Raw genomic sequence first — 23,059 nt, forward strand, 5'->3', positions numbered from 1 at the left:
AGCCCTTACTGCAAAGCCTCGCCGTGCTGCGAAATATCGAGCCCCTCGAGCTCATGCTCGCGGGACACGCGCAGGGGCACGAACAGCGCGACCAGCTTGAGCAGAACAAAACTCACCCCCGCGGCCCAGACGAAGGTGACGGCGACGCCGTAGAGCTGGATCAGAAGCTGCTGCGGATGGCCCTCGAGCAAACCGGCGGTGCCGCCGATCGCGCTGGTCGCGAACACGCCGGCCAGCAGGGTGCCGGTCAGCCCGCCGATGCCGTGAACGCCGAACACGTCGAGCGAATCATCATAGTCGAAGCGATGCTTCAGCCAGGTGCAGGCCCAGTAGCAAACGGCGCCTGCGATGATGCCGATGACGATGCCGTGCCACGGCGCGACGAAGCCCGAGGCCGGCGTGATGGTGCCGAGGCCCGCGACTGCGCCCGAGATCATGCCGAGCACCGAAGGCTTGCGCCGGGTCGACCACTCGATCGCGCCCCAGGTCAGCGCGCCGGAGCAGGCTGCCAGATGCGTCGCGATGATCGCCAGCACCGCGCGCGAATTGGCTGCGCCGGCCGAGCCGCCGTTGAAGCCGAACCAGCCGACCCACAACAGGCCGGTGCCCATCACGGCGAGCGAGAGATCGAACGGCGAGAGATTTTCGGTGCCGTAGCCGTGGCGGCGCCCCATCACCTTGGCGGCGACGAGGCCGGCAGTGCCGGCCGACAGATGGACGACGAGGCCGCCAGCAAAATCGAGCACGCCCATGCTGGCGAGGAAGCCGCCGCCCCACACCCAATGTGCCAGCGGAATATAGACGAAGATGAACCAGGCGACCGAGAACACGAGATAGGCGGAGAACCGCATGCGGTCGGCGACCGAGCCCGCGACCAGCGCCACCGTGATGATCGCAAACGTCATCTGGTACAGCATGAACAGTGCTTCCGGGATCGTCTTGGCCGCCGGATTGACGCTGTCCATTGTCATGCCGGCGAGGAACCAGCGATCGAGCGAGCCGATCCACGGCCCGTCGCCGACGAAGCAGAGCGAATAGCCGAATGCGACCCAGAGAATGGAGATGATCGTCACCGCGGCGAGGCTCTGCGCCATGGTGGCAAGCACGTTCTTCTTGCGCACCATGCCGGAATAGAACAGCGCAAGACCGGGGATCGTCATCATCAGCACCAGCGCGGTAGCGACGATCATCCAGGCGGTGTCGGCGGTGTTGATCTCGGAGCTCGCGGCATGCACCGGCGAAGCCGTGGCCAACACACATCCGATCGGCGCGGCCATAGCAGCCGCGCGGCGCAACAATCCCGCCATGTCGATTCCCCCAGCATCGTGATTGCGTCGCACGCTGTGGCGTCGTTGCCCGGTGCGATCGAAGAAGACTTTTAGAGCGTCAGAGCGCGTCGCTGTCGGTTTCGCCGGTGCGGATGCGCAGCGCGTGGTCGATCGGCGTGACGAAGATCTTGCCGTCGCCGATCTGCCCGGTGCGCGCCGTCGCGGTGATCACGGCGACTGCCTTCTCGGCGACGTCGGAGGCGACGGCGATCTCGATGCGCAGCTTCGGCAGGAAGTTCACGACATATTCCGCGCCGCGATAGATCTCGGTGTGGCCCTTCTGACGGCCATAGCCCTTCACTTCGGTCACGGTCATGCCGTGGACGCCGATCGCCGTCAGGGCCTGGCGGACCTCATCGAGCTTGAAGGGTTTGATGATCGCGACGACGAGTTTCATGGTCAGGCCTATTCCCCGGGATGCGCCGCGCCGTATGTCTCCGGCGCAGCGCCAATCTGGCATCTTTCCGGGCAAATGGCATAAAAATGTTGCAGGTTGAAGCGGAAAAACGTTTGGGCGTGTGAACGGCCGCCTCTGTACAGGGCAGCCGTTCATCCTTCACAATGCATTTTTGGCATGGATGCGGTGAACCGAAGCGTCCCGGCCGGTACAAAAGTATGTTCGAGGGGGACGCTTCATGGCGAGTTGGTTCTACGCATCCGAGGGCAAGCAGCAGGGGCCCTATCCGGAAGGGCAATTCCGCGACCTGATCGCCCAGGGCGTCGTACGGCCGGATACGCTGGTGTGGTCCGAAGGCATGGCGGGCTGGCAGAAGGCCGCCGAAATCCCCGGCCTCATCGGCGGCGGCGGCGCGCCGCCGATCATCCCGGCGGGCGGACCGCCGATGATGGGCGGTGGCGGCTATAGCGGCGCCGGTGGCGGAGGATCGCTGACGGCTGATTTCAGCGTGTTCGGCCTGCTCGGTCGGACCATCGTGTTCGTAATCGGCATGATCCTCGTCATTCCGGCGCCGTGGGTCGCGGTCTGGTTCTACCAATACATAACGTCGCACATTCAGGTGCCGGGCCGCCCGAATTTCGGTTTCGCGGGCCAGCCGATGGATATCTGGTGGGCGTTGATGGCCAACGCGCTCCTGACCTATGCCGGCGCCACCGGCATTTCGTACGCGCCGCTCGTTGCCATGATCATCAATGCCTTCCTCGCCTGGGTGATCCTCCGCTGGATCGTGGCCAATCTCACCTCGAACGGCGAGCGACTGCCGATCTCGTTCCAGGGCAGCGCGATCGGCTATGTCGGCTGGTATCTGCTGATGCTCATCTCGACCATCACCGTCATCGGCTGGGCCTGGGTGCTGGCGTACTGGATGCGCTGGATCTGTCGCAATACCGAGGGCACGCGGCGCGAGATCGTGTTCAACGGCAGTGGCTGGCAGCTCCTGTGGCGTACGGTGGTGTTCTCGCTGGCCTGTAGCTTCATCATCCCGATTCCGTGGATGCTGCGCTGGTACGGCCGCTGGTACGTGTCGCAATTTGCGCTCGTCGATCGCGGCGCCGCCGCTAGCGGCTTCTGACCACGTCTCCTCGCGCGCGGGGCTTCCCCGCGCGCGACAGGACAGAAGCCGCCACCTTCCTGTCAGGCGTGAATGGCCAGTTGCGGGGCGATCGCTTCCGCGACAGCGCGCATATCGCGCGCCAGCGCCAGCGAATTTGCACGATCCAGCTGGCTGCCGAGGCCAACGGCCGCGATCGTGTGCGTGATCGTCCCCTTCGCGTTCAGGACGGGCACGGCAACGATCGTCACGCCGGCAATGTAATTGCCGCGATCGATGCTGAAACCCTGCTTGCGCACCTGATCGACTTCCTTGCGCCAGGCCTCGAAGGTCGGCGCGTTGTGCCAGCGCAGCAGGCGAAAGCGCTTCTCGATCTCCTTCTCCGGCTGGCCGCTGAAGGCGGCGACGCAGCGGCCCGTGGCGCTGATCAACGCTGGAAAGCGGCTTCCGATGTCGACATGAAGCCGCACCGGCGCCTGACTGCGGGCCAGCGCGACGACGATCATGTTGTCCAGGTCCGGCACCTCGACGCCGATCGCCATGACGCCGTAGCGGTTTGAAATCTCCTCGAGCTTCGGCCGCATCAGGCCGGGAAAGTCGGCATGCTCGAGCACGGCGCGCGCCAGCGGCAACATGCCGACGCCGAGGCTGTAGCGCTTGGTCTGCGCATCGACCTGCAGCAGATCTTCCGCCAGCAGCGCCCGCACGATGTGCAACGCTGTGCTCGGCACCAGGTCGAGAGTCTCCGCGATTGCCTTGAGACTCTGCGGCGCGGGACTGCGGCTGAGCAGGCGGAGGATGGCGACGGCGCGCGTGACCGCGGGCACGGCACGGACGCGGGGTGATTTGGCATTCGGCATGATCGTATCGGTACAACAGCGGCCCGGGTGCAACAACAGCAACTCATTGTGGCAGCGCCGGCACCGCTTCGATCGTCCATGTCGCGCCGCACGCGCAGCAAGCTTCGTCGCGCTTCACAGTAATTGTATATAGACAATTAATAGTGCTATTTGACAATTAGTGCGCCGTCGGTATCTTGCCGGTCATGACCAAGCTGACCGACTACACAAGCTACGCGGCCGCACAGACCATCTTCTCCCCGGAGAAGCTTTGGGAATTGTTCGACGGGACCCGCGCGCGGCTGAACATCGCGCATGAATGCATCGACCGGCACGCCGGCCGTTCCAATCCGGCCGTGATCGTCGTTCGCGCGGACGGGCCGGACGAGGTGCTGGGTTTTGCCGAACTCGCCGAAGCGTCCTCGCGCTTCGCGCATGATCTGGTGAGCCGCGGCATCAAGCCCGGCGATCGCGTCGCGATCATGCTCGAGCCCTCGCGCGCCTTCTACGTGGCGGTGTTCGGCACCATGAAGGCCGGCGCCGTCGCGGTGCCGCTGTTCACACTGTTCGGGCCCGACGGCGTCAAGCTGCGCGTCGACGATTGCAAGCCGCGGCTGATCGTGACGAACGCGGAGAAGGCGTCGCTGCTCGCCGGGATCGGCACCGAGGTCGTGGTCGCCGACGAAGCTTTCCTGAACCAGCTGCAACGCTTTGCGCCGCACTTCACGCCCGACACGGCCGCGGACGCGATGGCCCTGTTTCAATACACCTCGGGCACGACGCGCGAATTGCCCGAAGCGGTCAAGCACACGCACCGTTCGATCGTCACGCTGATGGTGGCCGCGCTGTATGGCACCGGCCTGCGCCCGGGCGATCGCTTCATCTGCCCGTCATCGCCCGCCTGGGGACATGGGCTCTGGCACGGCACGCTGGCGCCGCTGGCCCTGGGCATCACCATCGGGGCCTATGCCGGCAAGTTCAATCCGGAACGGCTGCTGGCCGCGCTCGAGCAGCACCAGTTCACCAACATCTCCGCGGCCGCCACGCATTATCGCATGATGCGGAATTCGGGCGCGGCGCCGCGCTACCGCTACGCGCTGGAGAAAATGTCGTTCACCGGCGAGCCGATCGACAGCGAGACGGCGGCCTTCATCCACGAAACCTTCGGTCATCAGGTGTGCAGCATGTACGGCACCACCGAGATCGGCGTGATCCTGGTGAGCTATCCCGGCGCGCACGACTTCGTCGTCAAGCCGGGATCGCTGGGCAAGCCGATCCCCGGCGGGCGTGTCGAGGTGCAGGACGCCGAAGGCAAGCCGTGCGCGCCCGGCGTGACCGGCGAGTTGAAGGTGTGGCGCCGTGGCGACTGGATCGCGACCAAGGACCTCGGCCGCATCGACGAGGACGGCTACTTCTATCACGGCGGCCGCGCCGATGACGTCATCATCTCCGCCGGCTGGACCATGAGCGCCGTTGAGATCGAGGACGCGATCCTGAAGCATCCGCAGGTGCGCGAAGCTGCCGCCATTGGCGTCCCTGATCCGTTGCGTGGGCAGGTGGTGAAGGCCTTCGTGGTCACCGACCGGCCCGGCGATACCTCCTTCGAGCACGAGATCCAGGACGTCGTGCGTCAGCGCCTCAGCCACCACGAATATCCGCGTCTCGTCAGCTTCGTCACCGAGTTGCCGAAGACGCCGGCCGGCAAGGTCAACCGCAAGGTGCTGCGTGACCGCGAGCAGGCCGTTAAACAATCAGAAGCCGCGAATTAGAGGAAAGGAAACGTCACATGCTGGACAAGACCGAAACCAGATTTCCCAAGATCACCGAAGAGGGCCTCGACGATCTGCGCAAGCGCATCGGCGTCGCGATCGGCGTGACCGCTGAGCCCTGGTGCTACGAGGCCACGCGCGACAATATCCGCCACTACGCGCACGGCATCGGCGACGACAACCCGCTCTGGTGCGATCCCGACTACGCCGCAAAGTCCAGCTATGGCGGCATCATCGCGCTGCCGAGCTTCCTGTTTTCGACCAGCCGCATCGTGTCGGGCTATGTCGGCGGGATGCCCGGCGTCCACGCCATGTGGTCGGGCGCGGACTGGACCTGGCACAAGGCGGTCAGGCGCAATGACGTCATCTCGACCGAGGCGAAGCTGAAGGACCTCGTCGAGCATCAGACCCGCTTTGCCGGCCGCGCGATCCAGCAGACCTATCACGTCGACTTCTTCAACCAGCAGGGCGACCTCGTCGCCGAGGCGGACAGCTGGTGCTTCCGGACCGAGCGCGACCACGCGCGCGATCAGGGCACCAAATACAAGGACGTCAAGGCCCGCGCGCCGCGGCGCTACAGCGATGAGGAACTTGCCGCAGCCTATAAGCACTACGCCGAGGAACGGATTCAGGGCTCGCGCAAGCGCTACTGGCAGGACGTCGCTGAAGGCGAGGCGCTCCCGGTGATGCTGAAGGGACCGATGACGGTCACCGGCTTCATCGCCTATGCCCAGGGCTGGGGCGGTCTCTACATCCGTGCCAACAAGCTCGCCTGGAAGCTGCAGGACGCCCATCGCGGCCTCGGCATTCCGAACCGCTTCAATATCCCCGATTGTCCCGAGCGCGTGCACTGGGAAGAGGAATTCGCGCTCGAGGTCGGCGCGCCCGGCGCCTATGATTACGGCCCGGAGCGCTGCTCCTGGCTGACCCATCACCTCACCAACTGGATGGGCGATGACGGTTTCCTGCGCCGCGCAACCTGCAAGATCCGCCGGCATAATCCCGAGGGCGACATCCTGTTCATCAAGGGCACGGTGAAGCGTAAATTCGTCGAGAACGGCCGTCACCTCGTCGAGATCGAGCAGGAGGCGCGCAACCAGGATGACGAGCTCTCCGTGCTCGGAACCGGCATCGTGGAATTGCCAAGCCGCACCTGACAACATCCAACTGGGCGCATGATCATGCCCACACCTGATCTCACGCGCGGAGCGGTGACCGGCCTCAAGGTCGTCGATCTCTCGCGCGTGCTGGCGGGGCCGCTGTGCACGCAGATGCTGGCCGATCATGGCGCGGATGTCGTCAAGATCGAGCCACCATCGGGCGACGAGACGCGCGGTCTCGGGCCGCCTTTCGATGCGGCGGGACAGGCGGCGTATTTCGGCGCCGTCAATCGCGGCAAGCGCGGCATGGCGCTCGACCTGTCGCGTGCCGACGGGTGCGCGGTGCTCGAAGCCCTGTTGAAGGATGCCGACGTGCTGGTGGAGAATTTCCTGCCCGGCACGATGGAGCGCTGGGGCCTCGGATACGAGGCCCATTTGTCTGCGCGCTTTCCACGCTTGATCTACTGCGCGATCTCGGGCTTCGGCGCCGATGGGCCCCTTGGCGGCCTGCCCGGCTACGATGCGGTGCTCCAGGCCATGTGCGGCCTGATGAGCATCAACGGCACCAAGGACTCGGGCGCCACGCGCGTCGGTGTGCCCATCGTCGACTACGTCACCGGCTACAATGCGCTCACGGGCGTCTTGCTCGCCCTCGCAGCGCGCGAGCGGACCGGACGCGGCCAGCGCGTCGAGGTGACGCTGTTCGACACCGCGCTCGGCCTGCTGGTGCCGCACGCGGCGAACTGGATCTGCTCAGGCAACGCGCCCGGCCGGCTCGGCAGCGCCCATCCCAACATCGCGCCTTACGACAAGTTCGCCGCCGCTGACGGCGAGATTTTTCTCGGCATCCTCAATGACGGCCAGTTCCGCCGCTTCTGCCAGAAGGTGAAACGCGGTGATTTGCTGGATGATCCGCGCTTTCGCACCAACGCCGATCGGCTTACTCACGTCGCAGCGCTTCGCACGGAGCTGGGGCGCACGCTGGCCGGCTTCAAGTCGGATGCGCTTTGCCGCGAACTGATGCAGGCCGGCGTCCCCGCGGGCGCCGTCAACACCGTGCCGCAGGCGTTCGCGCAAGCCCATGTTGCTCACCGCGATATGCTGGTCGAAAGCGAGGGCCATCGCGCACCCGGCATTCCCGTGAAGCTAGCGCAGACGCCAGGCAGGACCATGCGACGGCCGCCCCGCTTTGGCGAGCATGCTCGCGAAATTCTCGCGGATGCCGGTTTCGATGAAGCGGCGATCGACGGCCTGATCGAAGCCGGAATCGTCACGCCGCCAGGAAAGGACACCGCGCCACGATAAGAAGGCGACCAACGAGAAGACAATCAAAACAAAATATAAATATAACGAGAGGAAACGATCATGCTGAGATCCGCGAGATGGGCCGTGGGATTGCTGGCCCTGCTATGGAGCTGCGCAAGCCTTGCGCAAACCTATCCGACCAGGCCGGTCAAGATCATCGTTCCCTATCAGGCCGGCCAGGGCACCGATGTCGTGGCGCGATATTTGGCCGACCATCTGTCGCGGACGCTCGGCCAGCGCTTCTATGTCGAGAACAAGCCCGGCGCCGGCGGCAATATCGGGACCGAGCAGGCGGCGCATTCGGATCCCGACGGCTATACGCTGCTGATGGGAACCAATGCCACCCAGACCATGAACGAGTTCATGTATCCCTCGCTGGGTTTTGTGCCGGACAAGGATTTTGCCCCGATCATCCTGGTGGGCAAGCTGCCGCTGGTGATCTCGGCCAGCCCGTCGTTCGCCGGAAACAACGTTGCCGATCTGATCGCCGCCGCCAAGGCGAGGCCCGACAGGATCGACATCGCGCTGCCGAGCACGACGGCGCGCGTCATCTTCGAGTTTCTCAAGGAAAAGACCGGCGCGCCGATGTTCGGCGTGCCCTACAAGGGGTCGGCGACGGCGATGACCGACGTGCTCGGCGGACAGGTGCCGCTGCTGATCGATACGGTCACCGCGGTGCGCACGCAGATCGAGGACGGCAAGCTGAAGGCGCTCGGCATCACCGTGCTGCAGCCGAGCGACCTTCTGCCGGGCGTAAAACCCGTCGCCGAGCAGGGCGTGCCTGATTTCGAGATGGCCGGATGGAACGCCTTCTACGCGCCGCGCGACACGCCACCGGCCGTCATCGCGCTGCTGAACGGCGAGTTCGCCAAGGCGCTGGCTCTGCCCGAGACGCGGAAGCGGCTTCAGGAGCTGGGCTTTGACCCGGCCGGCGGCACGCCGACGGACCTGGCCCGGTTCGAGACGCAGGAGCGGCTCAAATGGGGACCGGTGATCAAGGCGACGGGTCTGCAGGGCGGCTGACGCCGATCAGGCTTTGCGCTCGCGCACCGAGCCTTCCTGCGCGACCGACGCCACCAGCGTGCCGTCAGGCTTGAAGATGAGGCCGCGGCTCAAGCCGCGGCCGCCCTGCGCGCTCGGCGAATCCTGGGCGTAGAGCAGCCATTCGTCGGCGCGGAACGGGCGATGGAACCACATCGCGTGGTCGAGGCTCGCCGGCATCATGCGCTTGTCGAACAGCGTACGGCCGTAGCGCGCCATGATCGCATCGAGCAGCGAGAAGTCCGAGGCATAGGCTAGCGCGCACAGATGCAGCGCGGGATCGTCGGGGAGCTTTGCGGCCGTGCGGATCCAGATGTTGATGCGGCCGTCCTCGACCTTCTGGCCGAAATAGCGGCCGATCTCGACGGGACGCAATTCGATCGGACGATCCATCTCATAGTAGCGGCGGATGAACTCCGGCATCTCCTTGAACAGCGGCTGCTTTGCAACCTCCTCCGCGGAGAGCTTTTCCGGCGGCGGCACATCAGGCATCTTGTCCTGGTGATCGAAGGCGCTGGCTTCCTCGGCGTGGAACGAGACCATGATCGAGAAGATCGCGTTGCCATGCTGGATCGCGGTGACGCGGCGGGTCGAATAGCTCTTGCCGTCGCGCAGGCGCTCGACCTGGTAGATGATCGGAACCTGCGGGTCGCCCGGCAGGATGAAATAACAATGCAGCGAATGCGGCAGCCGGCCCTCGACGGTGCGGCAGGCCGCGACCATCGCCTGCCCGATCACCTGGCCGCCGAACACCCGCTGCCAGTCCGTCTTCGGGCTGTTGCCGCGGAACAGATTCACCTCGAGCTGTTCGAGGTCGAGGATCGAAATGAGGTCGAACAGGCTCTTGGACATGGGGTGAACTTTCTTGCCGCCTTTCCGGGTCGAATGCTCCGGAATGACACAATGGGGGCTTTCCGCCCTTGTTTCACCGCACTGTTTCGCCCACCTCAAGTCTGCTAGCAAGGCCAAGAAGAGTCCGGGAAGCTTGGTATGTCGGTACGGGGTAGCATTGTCATTGGTGGCGGCGCGTTTGCGGGCCTCGCACTCGCCCTGGCGTTACGCCAGGGGCTCGGGCCGGAGATCCCCGTCATCGTCGCTGACCCCGCGCTCAGCACGCGGCCGAGCCGCGATCCCCGCGCGACCGCGATCGTGGCCGCCTGCCGCCGCCTGTTCGAGGCGATCGGTGCCTGGGACGACGTCAAGGGTGAGGCGCAGCCGATCCTCGACATGGTCGTGACCGACTCCAAGCTGGAGGACGCCACCCGTCCGGTGTTCCTGAATTTCGCCGGCGATGTCGCACCGGGCGAGCCCTTTGCGCACATGGTCGAGAACCGCCGCCTGATCGATGCGCTGGTGCTGCGCGCCGAGGCCGAGGGCATCGATCTGCGCGCCACCACCGTGTCGTCCTACGATGCGCGCGCCGAGGGCATCGACGTGACGCTCGGCGACGGCAGCGTGATCGCGGCGAGTCTTCTCGTCGCCGCCGACGGCGCACGGTCAAAACTGCGCGAGCGCGCCGGCATCGCCACCCATGGCTGGGAGTATGACCAGTCCGGCATCGTCGTCACCGTCGGCCATGAGCGCGATCACGAGGGCCGCGCTGAAGAACACTTCCTGCCCGCGGGTCCCTTCGCGATCCTCCCCCTGTCGGGCAAGCGCTCCTCGCTGGTGTGGACCGAGCGCCGCGCCGAGGCCGCACGCATCATTGCGCTCAGCGACGACGAGTTTCACAGCGAGCTCGAGCAGCGTTTTGGTCTGCATCTCGGCGAGGTCAAGGCGCTCGACAAGCCGCGCGCGTTTCCGCTGTCCTATTTCGTGGCGCGCTCCTTCATCGCCGAGCGCCTCGCGCTGGTCGGCGATTCCGCCCATGTCATCCACCCCATCGCGGGCCAGGGCCTCAACATGGGGCTGAAGGATGTCGCAGCATTGGCCGAAGTCGTCGTCGATGCGGCGCGACTCGGCATGGATCTCGGCGGCGCCGACGTGCTCGAGCGCTACCAGCGCTGGCGCCGCTTCGACACCATGGCGATGGGCGTTGCCACCAACTCGCTGAATTTCCTGTTCTCGAACCAGTCGACGCTGCTGCGCACGGTGCGCGACATCGGCCTCGGCCTCGTCGACCGCGCTCCGCCGCTGAAAAATCTCTTCATCCGCCAGGCCGCTGGTTTGACCGGCGAGATACCGCGGTTGTTGAAGGGCGAGGCGTTGTAGCGGGGATTCGCGTCATCTTCGTAGCCGGATGGAGCGAAGCGTAATCCGGGGCCGCTGCCTCATCAGCTCCAGAAGTCCCGGATTGCGCTACGCTCCATCCGGGCTACAAGAATCTCAATCGATCTTCCGCGCCTCTTCCGGCAGCATGATCGGGATGCCGTCGCGGATCGGGTAGGCGAGTTTTGCGGACCGCGAGATCAGCTCCTGCTTGGCGGAATCGAACTCCAGCGGGCCCTTGGTCAGCGGGCAGACCAGAATCTCCAGCAATTTGGGATCGACGCTGGTCTCGGGGCGTTCGGTGGGCGCGTTCATTGTTGTCTCCGGCGATCGCCTGCCTCTAGCACAGAAATTCGCGTCCGCCCATCGGGGCTGCCAAAGCGTTTTCGAGCGAAGTGGGACGGTTCGCGTCAAGAAACCGTATCAAAATAAGGATCTAAGCGGAAACCATTTGCAGGATCTCGTCGAGCAGGCCCTGGAGCCGCGCCGCCGGCACCGGCGGCCCTGACAGGGCGAAGCCGAGAAAGGTCCAGTAGAGGATCTGCGCGCGGGCCTGCGCGGTCGCCGGGTCAAGCCCGCGCTTCTCCAGGAGCTGCTCGATATAATCGATCCTGCGCCGGTCGATCGCGCGGACCGCGCCTTGCGCGGCCGCATCGAACGCCGCCCAGTTACGCACCGCGCGCTCCAGATCGAGCCGCGCGCCAAAGGACCTGCGCAGCAGCGCCTTGAGCGGCTCATCACTGGCGGCTTCGACATCGGCGATGATCTGCTCCGCCGCGATCTCGCGCCAGCGCTTCAGCACGGCGGCGTGGAACGCGCCGAGATCGGCAAAATGCCAATAGAAACTCCCGCGCGAGACGCCCATGGCCTTCGCGAGGGGATCAGCCTTCAGGGCGGTGAAGCCGTTTCTGGCGAGCGCCTTCAGCCCCTGTTTGATCCAGTCGTCGGCGGAGAGCTGCTCGGTCATGGCGGGGTCCCGGAATTCGACCATACACTAGTGTATTGACAGGCTGCGGGCCAGCGCTTAATCAGCCATACACAGATGTATGGAGGCGACGATGCGTGATCTCTTGCTCCAGTGTGCCGGCGTCCTGACCATCGCCGTGGCCCTCATCCATGGTTACCTCGGCGAGGCCAAGGTGTTTGCCCGCGCCCGCATCGAGCCGGAACGGCTGCGCACCCTGATCCGCCTGGTCTGGCAGGCCTCGACCGTCGCCTGGATCGGCGGCGGTGTGCTCCTGTTCGCGGCGCCCTGGATGGGCTCGGAGCCGGCGCGCCACTGGATCGTCATCACCATGGCCTGCGTGTTCGGCTTCTCAGCTTGCGCCAACGCATGGGCGACGCGCGGACGCCACTTCGGCTGGATGGCGCTCAGCGTGGTCGTCGTGCTTGCGGTTGCCGGATATTAGCAATGCTTCCAACCCGTGAGACGTAAGGCCGCAGCGGCCGTTCAAATGCATGCTGCCTACGGAGCACGCTGATCTTTTTCGGATCGTTAGAATATCTCTAAAGCCATCCGCGTCCGAACCGGATTGACTTCACCCTCTCCGTTGCTTCCTTCGGGCACGCTTCGCGGTTTCCCGCGCAGCGCTCACGACAGAGGAGGAGACGTTCGTGAAGGTCATTCGTGTTGTTGCCATTGCACTGACGATCGGGATTGGCGCGGGATCGACGGCCATGGCCGACGGTTTCAAGGATTGCACCAAGCTCGACAAGGCGTCGTGGAAGCCGGCCAGCGAGGCCGAAGCCAAGGCCAAGGCGCTGGGTTACGAAGTGCGGCGCTCCAAGATCGAAGGCTCGTGCTATGAGGTCTACGGCGTCAAGGAAGGCAAGCTCTACGAGCTGTTCTACAGCCCGGAAGATCTCAGCCTGAAGAAGACGGTTGCCAAGTAAACTGCGCAAGATTTGGGGATAGTCACGGCTTGATCGACGAAGCAGTGCCAGAAGCGCGCGGGGGCTCCGACAGGCCCCCCGTAGATCGAACTGCATCGCGGACGGTCGCAGTCTGGGATCTCCCGCTACGCCTGTGGCACTGGGCCCTTGCGGTCAGCATTCTGGCCGCGTGGTTCACGCCGACCGTCTACGACGGGCTTCACCGCATCGTCGGCTATACGGTGCTCGGGCTGCTCGCCTTCCGCCTGGCCTGGGGTTTTTGGGGAAGCCGCTATTCACGCTTCCGCATGGTCGGCGTCCGGCTTCGTGCCGCGCCAAACTATCTCTGGAATCTCAGGCGCGGCATCACCGGCCGCTATATCGGGCTCAATCCCGCCGGCACATTGATGCTGGTGGCGCTGCTGTTGTCGATCGCCGTCTCGGCCATCACGGGCGCGCTATCGGTGACTGTGACCTTCTTCGGCGTCTGGTGGATCGAGGACACCCACGCCGTCGCGTCGGACGCCGTTATCGTCCTGGTCGTGTTGCACGTTCTGGGCGTGGTGCTGATGGGACTTCTTCAGCGCGAGAACCTGATCCGCGCAATGATCACCGGACGCAAGCGCATCCGCGGTCATTCGTAAATCCTTCGTCATGGCCGGGCTTGTCCCGGCCATCCACGTTCTCTTCTGCGGTAAAGACGTGGATGCCCGGGTCAAGCCCGGGCATGACGGAGTGTGGTGTCCCTCACTGCAACGGCGGATCGCCGCTGGTGCGCTTCTTGGCGAGATCCATCTCGGTGACCGCGATCAGGATCTCGGCGCGGGTCTTCAGGTCCATCGCTTCCAGCATCGCCTGCTTTTCCGCGGGGCCATAGGGCGACATCATCGCCAGTGCGTTGACGAGCGCCTCGTTGGGTGCGCTCTCGACGCCCTCCCAGTCGACCTTGAGATTGTTGGCCTTCAGGAAGTCCGCCAGCACCGCCAGCAGCGCCTCGCGATCGACCTCGTCCTCGCCCATCCGCGCGGTGAAGTCGTCGACGAAAGTGAAGAAATCCACTTTGCACTGTCGGTAGGCGGTCAGCACTTCGAGCTCCTCGACCACCCTGAAGCGCGAGACGCCGGTGAGCTCGAGGATGTAGCGGCCGTCGCCGGATTCGGCGAGCTGGGTGATGCGGCCGACGCAGCCGACCCGGAACAGCGCCGGCTTGTCGGAATTCTTCGGCGAGTGCGCCGCGTCGGGCTGGATCATGCCGATCAGGCGGTGACCGTCGCGGAAGGAATCGTCGACCATCGCGAGGTAGCGCGGCTCGAAGATGTTGAGCGGCATCTGGCCCCGCGGCAGCAGCAGCGCGCCGGGGAGCGGAAACACCGGAAGGATCTCCGGAAGGTCGGCGGGTCCGCGATATTCGATGTTGATCGGCATCTGGTCCCCGCTGCCGGTGTTAGCGCCTCGCCCTTACGAAAACAGGATCGTCGACAAGCGCTTGCGTCCCTCGACGGTTGCATCATCCGTACCGCCCCAGGCTTCGAAGAATTGCACGAGCTGCTTGCGGGCGCCGTCGTCGTTCCATTTGCGGTCGCGCTTGACGATCGCGAGCAGCTGCTCGGTGGCGGCCGCGCGGTCGCCTTGCGCGTTGAGCGCGGTCGCGAGGTCGAACCGCGCCTGATGATCGAGCGGGTTTGCGGCGACCTTCTGCTCCAGCTCGGCCACCGGCCCGAGCTGCTCCGCCTGCTCGGCGAGATCGATCGCGGTCTGCACCGCCTTCACCGCGGGGTCGTTGCGCTTGGATTCCGGCACCATGGCCAGCGTCTGCTTGGCCTGCTCCATCGCGCCGGAGACGGCGTAGCATTTGGCGAGGCCGGCAAGCGCGGCGATGTTGGTCGCATCGTGCTGGAGCACCTCGGCATAGATCTGGGCTGCCGCTGCGGCATCGCCCTCGGCGAGCACGGCCTCGGCCTCTTGCAGGATTTCGGCGATATTCGGCTCGCCCGGCGCGGTCACGCCCTTGGTCAGCTTGTCGATGAAGGCGTTGAGCTGGCTCTCCGGCACCGCGCCCATGAAGCCGTCGGCCGGCTGGCCGTTGACGAAGGCGATCACAGCCGGGATCGACTGGATGCCCATCTGGCCCGGGATCGCCGGGTGCTGGTCGATGTTCATCTTGACCAGCTTGACCTTGCCCTTGGCCGCCCTGACCGCCTTTTCCAGCACGGGGGTGAGCTGCTTGCAGGGCCCGCACCACTCCGCCCAGAAGTCGATCAGGACCGGCTGGCGCTTCGATTCCTCGATGACGTCCTTCACGAAGGTCTGGGTGGTGGTGTCCTTGATCAGATCGGCCGCAGCCGGGCCCGCCGCTCCGTTACCCTGTTCGATGATCGTCACGGGATCCCCTCGTCATGTCTGGAATGGCGGCTCTTTAGCACGTCGCCAATTCATATGCTTCGCTGTCGGCCCTAAAATTGGGCCGGGCCGGCCGAATTTCAATCCATTGCGGCCGATTCGGCGGTTCCGGGGCATTTTCAGTCGATTCGGCCGGTTTTGGGGTCCATATAGGCCCCCAATTGCGAATTGGTGCCGTCGGTAGCTGTTGCATTCCCCTCCCGCTTTTGGCATACGACAGCCGTTGCCGGCGCAGTCATGCGGCCGACACAGGATGCGGGTGTAGCTCAGTGGTAGAGCACGACCTTGCCAAGGTCGGGGTCGAGGGTTCGAGCCCCTTCGCCCGCTCCAGTTTTCTCCCAGAGCATCGTCATAAGGCTACAAACTCCCTTCGGGGAGCGTGACCGCGTTCTTTTTCGGGCCAGGTTAAAGCCGGGGTAAAGCCCTGGGCGCGGGGCCTTCATGCCCGGTGCGACCGAAATCGTGATCTTCGCTCAATACGGCGGAAGGTCTCGCTCCGCCGCTTAAGAGTATCGAACGACCAACCACAGGCGAGCGCACGGGCGGGCTGGGAGCCCGGCTGCGCAAAAAAGGCCCGCCGGATAGGGCGGGCCTTCGCTTCGTTAGAACAGCGCCTTAATAATCGCGGCGAGCCCGAATAGGCAGGCGGCGACATTGACGCGGATGACGATCGTGACCGAGCGTCGATTGAGTCTCATAGGTCGCTTTCCAAGCACCCCGCGGCCAGTGAGTCCTTGCAGTATGACCGAGTCGGGCCGTACCGCGCTAGACGGGATGGTGGACAGCACAGCGCTAAAACCAACCCTCCGGCATGGCTTGGACTAAAGCACGGACGTACGCCGCAGCAACCAACGCGGCGTAGTTCTGCCAGACGTCGCTTTTTGCCTTATCGCAATAGTCGCAAATCCCTCGGACGACAAAAATATCCTTGTTGGCGTGCCACGCCGCGTCTTGCACCCCGCTCGCTTCCATCTCCACCGCTCGGACGTTGAAGCGTTCTCTCAACTGATCGCGGGTCGCGGCATTCTTCAGCAACGTGTCCGCGGCTGCGATAACGCCTGAAAACACCCTCGGCAGCCCGTCGCGCCGTTGCCCATCAGGTGGATGGCTGATGATTTTCGCGCCGTCGTGGAGCACATCTGTTTCATTGGCTGGACGCGCGTAATCGGCGCCAAGGCGATCAAGTGCAGATGCGGCAATTGCATCCCACGGCCGCTGCCCCATCATCGCTTCAGCCTGAAGGCGTGCCGCCATCCCCATTAATGTTGCACTGGCCCTTTGCGGCGCACTGCGAATCTCGCGCCCGTCGACTGTCTCCTTGACGAAGTCGTGCGCAATGATCCCATTGCCCCCGGACGTAACGATATCACCCAATCTCACGTGCTCGTCTGCTCTTTCGTGATTAGGGCAGCCACCAGCGATTCCGACCATCACGATATGCTCGACTTGCGGGAATGATCGCAAAGCATTCGTCGTTAGCGCACTGGCGTTCAAAGTCCCCATACCGGAAGATGCTGTCAGTACCTCGCGCCTTACCTGGTTGTGCTCATAAACACCGATCTCGTAAAAGTTTGGATCACCTAGCACACCGAGCGTTGCGCTTGAATCGAACGTTGCCATCACCGCGGCGGCTTCCTTAGGCAGCGCAGTTACTAGTAAAACCTTTATTTTTTTGGCTCTTTGCAAGGGCGTTTCCGGACCGTCGACTGAACGCACGCGCTCTGGCAAGTGATCATAACCAAATAGATCAGCGCCCTCTGCGTCATAAGCGATGACGCGCATCGTGGTACGCAACTCAGTTCCGCGTGCTGCCGATTCAAGACGGCTCCGCGTTAGTGAGTTTGTAGGAGCATCCCTGTAAATCTGCAACACCGGCTCCGCATAGAGCGAGCATTTTGCCGACTGTGCCGCCATGTGCTCCAAGAGACGTTGACGGACGCTTTCGGTCTGTTCGTCGGGCCACCATTCTAGTACGAGCTCTTCAATGGAGTCGAAGAAGGTGTCTCGCAAACCTATCGCCAGCCCGTTGCGCGCCTCATCCGACCTGTCCTCTGACCCCTGCACGAGCAAGTCGAGATTCTTTCTCGCCGCAGCGGCATTGCTCGCGATTGTCTGATACACATACTTTCTAACCTTTTCGGGCCGCCCTTCAATTTCCTTTAGCTTTACTCCAAGCGCTTTAGGTCCCAATGTCTTGTTCTCGCAAATTGCCCACACTGAATACTGCGCAACTATTCTGTCATCGTGCCCATTCAAGCTCCCTATGACTTGACGATTTTCGAACTTGGCGTCGAAAAAATTCTCTGGCGCCTTGCCAAGACCAATCAAAATCGATGCTAGCCTCAGTTGAGGGATATCGGCAGTGTCAATGTTGATCCGAGTGCCACGAAGTTCTTCGTTGAAGCTGGTGCTCTGTTGAGCCGCAGCAAGAAGAATGGCCCCCTCGATAGGTAAGTTGGCACTGTTCAGTTGGCGACGGGCTTCTTCCGCGTCAACTATCGCGCAAAGGGCCGCGATACCTGCGGCCAAAATATCAGGGTCGGATTCGTTGCGCTTGATCGCCTCCAAAACTGCGGCGACTTGTTCTTTCGTGCCGATAAGAGCTAGGGCGTTGAGAGCCCAACGACGAACGCGCGTTTCTTGGTCGTACAGCAATCCCATTGTGTGAACGACCACAACGTCTCGCTCGCGTAGGACAAACCCGGAGCGATAGAGTTTGCAAAGCGTTTCAAGGCCTATTTTTCGATTTTCCGAGTCTTGATTCCCGATTAGAAGCCGAACGTAGGCCTCTTCTTCTGCGCTAATAAATCGTTTTACACGGCGCCTCATCGGAAGGTTGTACTTTCCCCACAGTGCGCTGGGCATGGTCTAGTACAAGTTGCGACCACGGGTCAAAATCTTCGATGTAATTAACGGGAGTGGACAGGTCGTGCCACCTAAGATCGTTGATAGCTAACCGACGCGTCAACGGTTCAAACCATTTAGGGCAATCGAAATACACGACGGCTAACAGATTTCGAGTACCTTTCTCTTCGCACGTGCACACAAAGCTGTCCAAGCGAGCCGAGTCAGCCAACTCGTATTCAGCATTCAAATTCAAGTCCACATTCAACGCACGTAAGCCACTAGCGACGATGCCGTGGTCATTTTGGTCGAACAAACTCAAGTCGTCTTGCACTACAGGGGAGAAAAATCCGAGAGATCGCTTTCGAAGGAAGCTATCGCGATCTTCACGGTAGCGGCCATGGCGATAAGTCAAGACGGCGTTGTCTCGCAGCACCAGCACGAACGCCCAAACGAGCACGTCGTCCGAGCGCGCGTCTTTGGTGCTGCGCGCGTAATGAAATTGATGGGCTTGCAGCAAGTCGAGTATTTGTTGTGCCGAGACCGAGCAGGTACTTGCGCACAGGCTTTCAACCGTCTGCGCATCAAACGCGAGCGCTTGACGAACTGCTAATTCGCGCTGTCTACGCCGTGCAATAATGGGGACTCTATACTTTTCCGGAATCGATGTGTCAGTGATGAACTCACGCAAGAAAAACACGCCGGGCTTCGTTCGAAAAAATGAGCTACGTTCTCGGCGCAGCAAGATGTCTTCGCTAATCCGCGCTTGGAGCGTCTTATGCTGAGTCTTGCCATGCAGCCTTGGCGGCACGTTGCCCAATGCAAGCCCGCGCTTCAGAATCTCGCGCGGGGTCATCGGCGCACGAGTCGAGCGCAGTACAGACTCCGCTATCTGAAGATAGGCATCCAATGCTTTGCCAAAGAAAACGGCGGCGCGCCGCCAATCGCCCCACAGTGCAACCACAAATAACAGATGGTGTCAGGTAGTTCAATCCAGTCGCCCGGTGGGGGCGGCCCCGTCCCGTGCTGTGGAAAACACGATCTTACCTCGCGCCGATCGGCTGGAACTTGGACCGATCGCTGCAGCGCCCTGCACGTGGCTGGCTCAACCACGTTGGCCGTGGCGGCCCTTTGCAGAAAGTGGGGGGCAAGGCGCATCGCCAGCGCGCCATCCGGCGTTTTGCCAAGGCAGCCCTCTTGTGGCAACGAACGCTGCGAAGTGATGCGCGGGGATGGCGGACGTCAAAAAAATGCGATTGACAGACCTTACATTGGTTCTGGTCGGGTTGGACAGCGACAAGGTCTGGGTCGAGGGTCCGAGCCTCTTCGCCCGATCCATTTTTTCCCAGAGTATCCAGCCAAGCCGGACCGCGCCGTGGTTTTCCACGTCGCTGGCGGCTGTTATGGGTTTGAAATGACAATCCTGGTCACCGGCAGCGCGGGCCACCTCGGGGAGGCCCTTCTCCGCACGCTTCGCGGGCGCGGCTCCCCGGCGCGTGGGGTCGATCTGAAGTCATCGCCCTTCACCGATGCCGTCGGCTCGATCGTCGATCCCCACTTCGTCCGGCGCCAGATGGACGGCGTCTCCGCCGTGATCCACACCGCGACGCTGCACAAGCCGCATGTGGCGACCCACAGCAAGCAGGATTTCGTCGACACCAATGTCAGCGGCACGCTCAATCTGCTCGAGGCGGCGGCCGCGGCCGGCGTGCGCAGCTTCGTCTTCACCAGCACCACCAGCGCGTTCGGCTCGCAGCTGCGACCGGAAGCCGGACAGGCTGCGGTGTGGGTCACCGAAGATCTGCCGCCGGTGCCGAAGAACATCTACGGCACGACAAAGCTGATGGCGGAAAATCTCTGCGAGCTGTCCTTTCGCGAACGCGGTCTGCCGGTCGTGGTCTTGCGGACTTCGCGCTTCTTTCCGGAGGATGACGACGACCCCGCGATGCGCTCGGCCTACCCGCTCGACAACGCGCAGGCCAACGAGCTGCTCTATAGACGGTTGGATATAGCGGATGCGGTGAGTGCCCATTTGCTGGCCGTTGAGCGCGCGTCTGATATCGGCTTCGCCCGCTACATCGTCTCGGCCACGAGCCCGTTCGAGCAGCACCATCTCGCGGCGCTGGCACGCGACGCGGCTTGTGTCGTGCGTGAGCTCTATCCGGATTGCGAGCAGCTCTACGCTGCGCGTGGCTGGCGGCTGTTCCCGGAGATCGACCGCGTCTACGTCAACGCGCGGGCGAGGCAGGAGCTCGGCTGGCGGCCCGAATTCGACTTTACGCATGTGCTGCGCAGCCTCCGCGATGACCGCGATTTTCGCAGCATGCTGGCGCGCGAGGTCGGGTCGAAGAACTATCATGATGCGGTGCTCGACGACGGGCCTTACCCCGTCGCCTCGTAAGCGCCACTTTTACTGTTTTGCTCGATGCATCAAATGTCTGCGTGCTGCCACCGGGCGCAACACGGTCTTTGCTGTTCTACTGTGCATGGGGTTGTTTTCGCGATTTTTGTCCGACCGCCCTCCCGCTGCCTGCAAATTAAGCCACGCGTCATTTTGATTCCGCGTTGCAGCGAGGTCATTGCCGCTGCCGTGCTCATGCCGAGAGAAAATCCGTCTCAATTTTTATTGAGCGCAACTGCAGCGCACGCGACGCGCTTCTCAGCGCTCGCAGATGTGCTAACCTTTTTGGGTCTGCCTCGCGGGCAGACTCAAAACTTCGCCTCTCGACTAGCCATAACAAAATAACGTGCAGCCCTGACGGCTGCCATAGGGGAGTGACGCGATGACATCGATGTTCCATCGATCCGTGTTGGCGCTTGCAGCGGTTGCCCTTCTTGCCGGGACCGGCGCTGTCAATGCGCAGGACAAAAGCAAACCGCTGAAGAAGTACGAATCCGGCACCAAGGAATTCTGGACCCATCCGCCGGATGACTGGTTCCTCGGCGACGAGACCGAGGCGCAGAAGGGCCTCGCGCCGCCGTCCGGGCCGCCGACCGGCGCCTCGGAGGCCGAGCTCGCGGCGATGATGAAGAAGATCAAGCTGCCGGCCGGCTTCAAGATCGAGGTCTATGCGCCCGGCGTGCTCGCCGCGCGGCAGATGGCCTGGGGTGACAAGGGCACGTTGTTCGTCGGCTCGTTCGGCCTCGGCAACGTCTATGCGATCAAGGACAATGGCGGGAAGAAAGAGGTCAAGACCATCCTCAAGGGGCTGAACATGCCCACCGGTCTCGCCGTCAAGGACGGCGCGCTCTATGTCATCGCGGTCGACAAGCTGATCCGCTACGACGACATCGAAAACAAGCTCGACAATCCCGGCGAGGGCAAGGTCGTCTATGACGACATGCCGTCCTATGCCGCGCATGGCTGGAAGTACATCGCGGCGGACAAGGAAGGCTGGTTCTATTTGCCGTTCGGACCGCCCTTCAACATCGGCGTTCCCCCGACCAGCGTCTCTCAGATCCGCCGCGTCGATCCCAAGACCGGCAACGCGGAAATCTATGCGCTCGGCGTTCGCAACTCGGTCGGCGGCGACGTCGATCCGCGCACCGGCAAATACTGGTTCACCGAGAACGCGCGCGACTGGATCAGCGACGATCTGCCCTCAGACAAGCTGAACATGATCTCGAAGATCGGCGAGCATTTCGGCTATCCCTACTGCCACCAGGGCGACCTGCTGGATACGAAGTTCGCGATGGGCCACAAGTGCTCCGAGTTCACGCCGCCCGTGCTGAATCTCGGCGCGCATGTCGCTCCGCTCGGCATGAAGTTCTACACCGGCGATCAATTCCCCGCCGAGTACAAGAACAACATTTTGATCGCCGAGCACGGCTCCTGGAATCGTCACAAGTACCAGGGCGGCAATATCACGCGCGTGATCGTCGGGCCCGACGGCAAGAACGCCAAGAAGGAGGTGTTCGCCTCCGGCTGGATCGAGGGTGACCAGGGCTATCTCGGCCGTCCCAACGACATCATCCTCGCCAAGGACGGCTCGATCCTCGTCGCCGACGACTGGGCCGGCGCGATCTACCGGATCAGCTACAGCAAGAAGTAGCTGCGACGAAGAAGCAGAGGCTGCGACCGGGTGACGGCCGCAGCCTCTTTCATTTCAACATCTCCTGCTGTCTTTCCGGATCGCGCGTTAGCGCGAGTCCGGAACCCATAACCCCGGCTGTTGGTTATGGATTTCGGGCTCGTGCTTCGCACGCCCCGCAATGACGAGCTCGATAGATCGGAATCCTCACCATGCGCCGCCAGCTTTTTCCGTATGTCATCGGCGCGCTCTCGCTTACAGCGCTTGCATTCATGCCAGCCCAGGCCGCCGACAATGCCGCGGTCAAGGAGAAGGCGTCTGTCTGCTCCGGCTGTCACGGCGAAAACGGCATCTCGCAGACCGAGAACATTCCCTCGCTCGCCGGCCAGCCGGATCAGTTTCTGCAATGGCAGCTCGTGTTCTTCCGCGCCGGCTCGCGCAAGAACGACCAGATGCAACCGATCGCCGAGGAGATCACCAACGAGGATGTCCGCAATCTCGGCGCCTATTTCGCGGCGATGACGCCGCCGAAGGCAGCGGAAGACGGGGATCCGGACCTGTCGAAGAAAGGCGCGGAAGTTGCCGTCGGCCGCCGCTGCGCCTCATGCCATACAGATAGCTTTGCTGGCACCAAGGCGGTCGCGCGGCTCGCGGGGCAGCGTGAGGAATACCTCGTCAAGGCGCTGCACGACTACAAGAGCAGCCAGCGCGTCGGCGGCGGTGGCGCCGCGATGGCCGACGTCGCCTATCACATGAGCGATGAGGAAATCACGGCCGTCTCGCACTATCTCGCCTATTTCAAATAGCGGAGCTG

22 protein-coding genes and 1 tRNA gene are annotated in these 23,059 nt (G+C 63.1%); 13 read left to right on the forward strand and 10 right to left on the reverse strand.

The genetic code is table 11. The features are described from left to right. Positions 1–5: 5 nt before the first annotated feature. Both AC1RR3_RS19195 and AC1RR3_RS19200 read right to left on the reverse strand, forming a co-directional pair. Positions 6–1,307 carry an ammonium transporter gene (locus AC1RR3_RS19195; protein ID WP_492824662.1) on the reverse strand — a complete coding sequence of 434 codons (1,302 nt, stop codon included), beginning with the start codon at positions 1,305–1,307 and terminating at the stop codon, positions 6–8. Positions 1,308–1,386: 79 nt separating this feature from the next. Then, complete coding sequence (locus AC1RR3_RS19200) at positions 1,387–1,725, reverse strand: P-II family nitrogen regulator (protein ID WP_057752475.1); 339 nt, start codon at positions 1,723–1,725, stop codon at positions 1,387–1,389. Between the two features lie 238 nt (positions 1,726–1,963). On the opposite strand from AC1RR3_RS19200, the gene AC1RR3_RS19205 reads away from it, so the two are divergent. Beyond that, the gene (locus AC1RR3_RS19205; protein ID WP_492824663.1) at positions 1,964–2,857 is read left to right on the forward strand and encodes a DUF4339 domain-containing protein; all 894 of its coding nucleotides are present in this window, start codon (positions 1,964–1,966) and stop codon (positions 2,855–2,857) included. A gap of 62 nt (positions 2,858–2,919) precedes the next feature. Here AC1RR3_RS19205 and AC1RR3_RS19210 read toward each other — a convergent pair whose 3' ends face one another. Next, positions 2,920–3,696, reverse strand: a complete 777-nt coding sequence (locus AC1RR3_RS19210) for an IclR family transcriptional regulator (RefSeq protein WP_492824664.1) — start codon at positions 3,694–3,696, stop codon at positions 2,920–2,922. Between the two features lie 185 nt (positions 3,697–3,881). On the opposite strand from AC1RR3_RS19210, the gene AC1RR3_RS19215 reads away from it, so the two are divergent. The 4 genes from AC1RR3_RS19215 to AC1RR3_RS19230 are packed head-to-tail and all read left to right on the forward strand — an operon-like array spanning position 3,882 to position 8,872. After that, positions 3,882–5,444, forward strand: coding sequence for an acetate--CoA ligase (locus tag AC1RR3_RS19215; RefSeq protein ID WP_492824665.1), 1,563 nt, complete (start codon positions 3,882–3,884; stop codon positions 5,442–5,444). A gap of 17 nt (positions 5,445–5,461) precedes the next feature. Next, positions 5,462–6,601, forward strand: coding sequence for an FAS1-like dehydratase domain-containing protein (locus AC1RR3_RS19220; protein WP_492824666.1), 1,140 nt, complete (start codon positions 5,462–5,464; stop codon positions 6,599–6,601). Between the two features lie 24 nt (positions 6,602–6,625). Next, entirely contained in the window at positions 6,626–7,849 is a 1,224-nt protein-coding gene (locus tag AC1RR3_RS19225) for a CaiB/BaiF CoA transferase family protein (protein ID WP_492824667.1), read from the forward strand. Positions 7,850–7,909: 60 nt separating this feature from the next. Beyond that, entirely contained in the window at positions 7,910–8,872 is a 963-nt protein-coding gene (locus tag AC1RR3_RS19230; protein WP_492824668.1) for a Bug family tripartite tricarboxylate transporter substrate binding protein, read from the forward strand. 6 nt (positions 8,873–8,878) lie between these two features. Here the strand turns inward: AC1RR3_RS19230 and tesB are convergent, their stop codons facing one another. Next, entirely contained in the window at positions 8,879–9,742 is an 864-nt protein-coding gene (tesB, locus tag AC1RR3_RS19235; protein WP_492824669.1) for an acyl-CoA thioesterase II, read from the reverse strand. Between the two features lie 138 nt (positions 9,743–9,880). Here tesB and AC1RR3_RS19240 point away from each other — a divergent pair, with 138 nt between their 5' ends. Then, positions 9,881–11,101 (forward strand): ubiquinone biosynthesis hydroxylase, encoded by a 1,221-nt coding sequence (locus AC1RR3_RS19240; RefSeq protein ID WP_492824670.1) that lies wholly within the window; start codon positions 9,881–9,883, stop codon positions 11,099–11,101. A 114-nt stretch (positions 11,102–11,215) separates the two neighbouring features. On the opposite strand, the gene AC1RR3_RS19245 is transcribed toward AC1RR3_RS19240, so the two are convergent. Further along, complete coding sequence (locus AC1RR3_RS19245; RefSeq protein WP_011083431.1) at positions 11,216–11,413, reverse strand: Trm112 family protein; 198 nt, start codon at positions 11,411–11,413, stop codon at positions 11,216–11,218. Positions 11,414–11,534: 121 nt separating this feature from the next. Further along, the gene (locus tag AC1RR3_RS19250; protein ID WP_492824671.1) at positions 11,535–12,065 is read right to left on the reverse strand and encodes a TetR/AcrR family transcriptional regulator; all 531 of its coding nucleotides are present in this window, start codon (positions 12,063–12,065) and stop codon (positions 11,535–11,537) included. A 91-nt stretch (positions 12,066–12,156) separates the two neighbouring features. Here AC1RR3_RS19250 and AC1RR3_RS19255 point away from each other — a divergent pair, with 91 nt between their 5' ends. From AC1RR3_RS19255 to AC1RR3_RS19265, 3 genes are all read left to right on the forward strand, one after another. Then, a complete protein-coding gene (locus AC1RR3_RS19255; protein WP_492824672.1) occupies positions 12,157–12,507 on the forward strand; it encodes a hypothetical protein in 351 nt (116 codons plus the stop codon). Positions 12,508–12,712: 205 nt separating this feature from the next. Beyond that, positions 12,713–12,991 carry a PepSY domain-containing protein gene (locus AC1RR3_RS19260; protein WP_458176877.1) on the forward strand — a complete coding sequence of 93 codons (279 nt, stop codon included), beginning with the start codon at positions 12,713–12,715 and terminating at the stop codon, positions 12,989–12,991. A gap of 29 nt (positions 12,992–13,020) precedes the next feature. Then, entirely contained in the window at positions 13,021–13,614 is a 594-nt protein-coding gene (locus AC1RR3_RS19265) for a cytochrome b/b6 domain-containing protein (RefSeq protein WP_492824673.1), read from the forward strand. A gap of 103 nt (positions 13,615–13,717) precedes the next feature. Here AC1RR3_RS19265 and AC1RR3_RS19270 read toward each other — a convergent pair whose 3' ends face one another. Further along, positions 13,718–14,395: an LON peptidase substrate-binding domain-containing protein gene (locus AC1RR3_RS19270; RefSeq protein ID WP_492824674.1), complete on the reverse strand. Its 678-nt coding sequence runs from the start codon at positions 14,393–14,395 to the stop codon at positions 13,718–13,720. Positions 14,396–14,428: 33 nt separating this feature from the next. Further along, positions 14,429–15,352: a thioredoxin gene (gene trxA / locus AC1RR3_RS19275; RefSeq protein ID WP_492824675.1), complete on the reverse strand. Its 924-nt coding sequence runs from the start codon at positions 15,350–15,352 to the stop codon at positions 14,429–14,431. A 273-nt stretch (positions 15,353–15,625) separates the two neighbouring features. Here trxA and AC1RR3_RS19280 point away from each other — a divergent pair. Further along, a tRNA-Gly gene (locus AC1RR3_RS19280) sits at positions 15,626–15,700 on the forward strand. Positions 15,701–16,162: 462 nt separating this feature from the next. Here the strand turns inward: AC1RR3_RS19280 and AC1RR3_RS19285 are convergent. Then, a complete protein-coding gene (locus tag AC1RR3_RS19285; protein WP_492824676.1) occupies positions 16,163–18,031 on the reverse strand; it encodes a phosphorylase family protein in 1,869 nt (622 codons plus the stop codon). 139 nt (positions 18,032–18,170) lie between these two features. Next, the gene (locus AC1RR3_RS19290) at positions 18,171–19,178 is read right to left on the reverse strand and encodes a winged helix-turn-helix domain-containing protein (RefSeq protein WP_492824677.1); all 1,008 of its coding nucleotides are present in this window, start codon (positions 19,176–19,178) and stop codon (positions 18,171–18,173) included. Positions 19,179–19,628: 450 nt separating this feature from the next. On the opposite strand from AC1RR3_RS19290, the gene AC1RR3_RS19295 reads away from it, so the two are divergent. From AC1RR3_RS19295 to AC1RR3_RS19305, 3 genes are all read left to right on the forward strand, one after another. Then, entirely contained in the window at positions 19,629–20,615 is a 987-nt protein-coding gene (locus AC1RR3_RS19295) for an NAD-dependent epimerase/dehydratase family protein (protein ID WP_492824678.1), read from the forward strand. Positions 20,616–20,997: 382 nt separating this feature from the next. Beyond that, on the forward strand, positions 20,998–22,266 hold the full coding sequence (locus tag AC1RR3_RS19300) for a PQQ-dependent sugar dehydrogenase (protein ID WP_492824679.1): 1,269 nt from the start codon (positions 20,998–21,000) through the stop codon (positions 22,264–22,266). 191 nt (positions 22,267–22,457) lie between these two features. After that, positions 22,458–23,051 (forward strand): c-type cytochrome, encoded by a 594-nt coding sequence (locus tag AC1RR3_RS19305; RefSeq protein WP_492824680.1) that lies wholly within the window; start codon positions 22,458–22,460, stop codon positions 23,049–23,051. The last annotated feature ends 8 nt before the right edge of the window (positions 23,052–23,059 follow it).

Source organism: Bradyrhizobium sp. GW821-FHT13H05 (genome assembly GCF_058804065.1).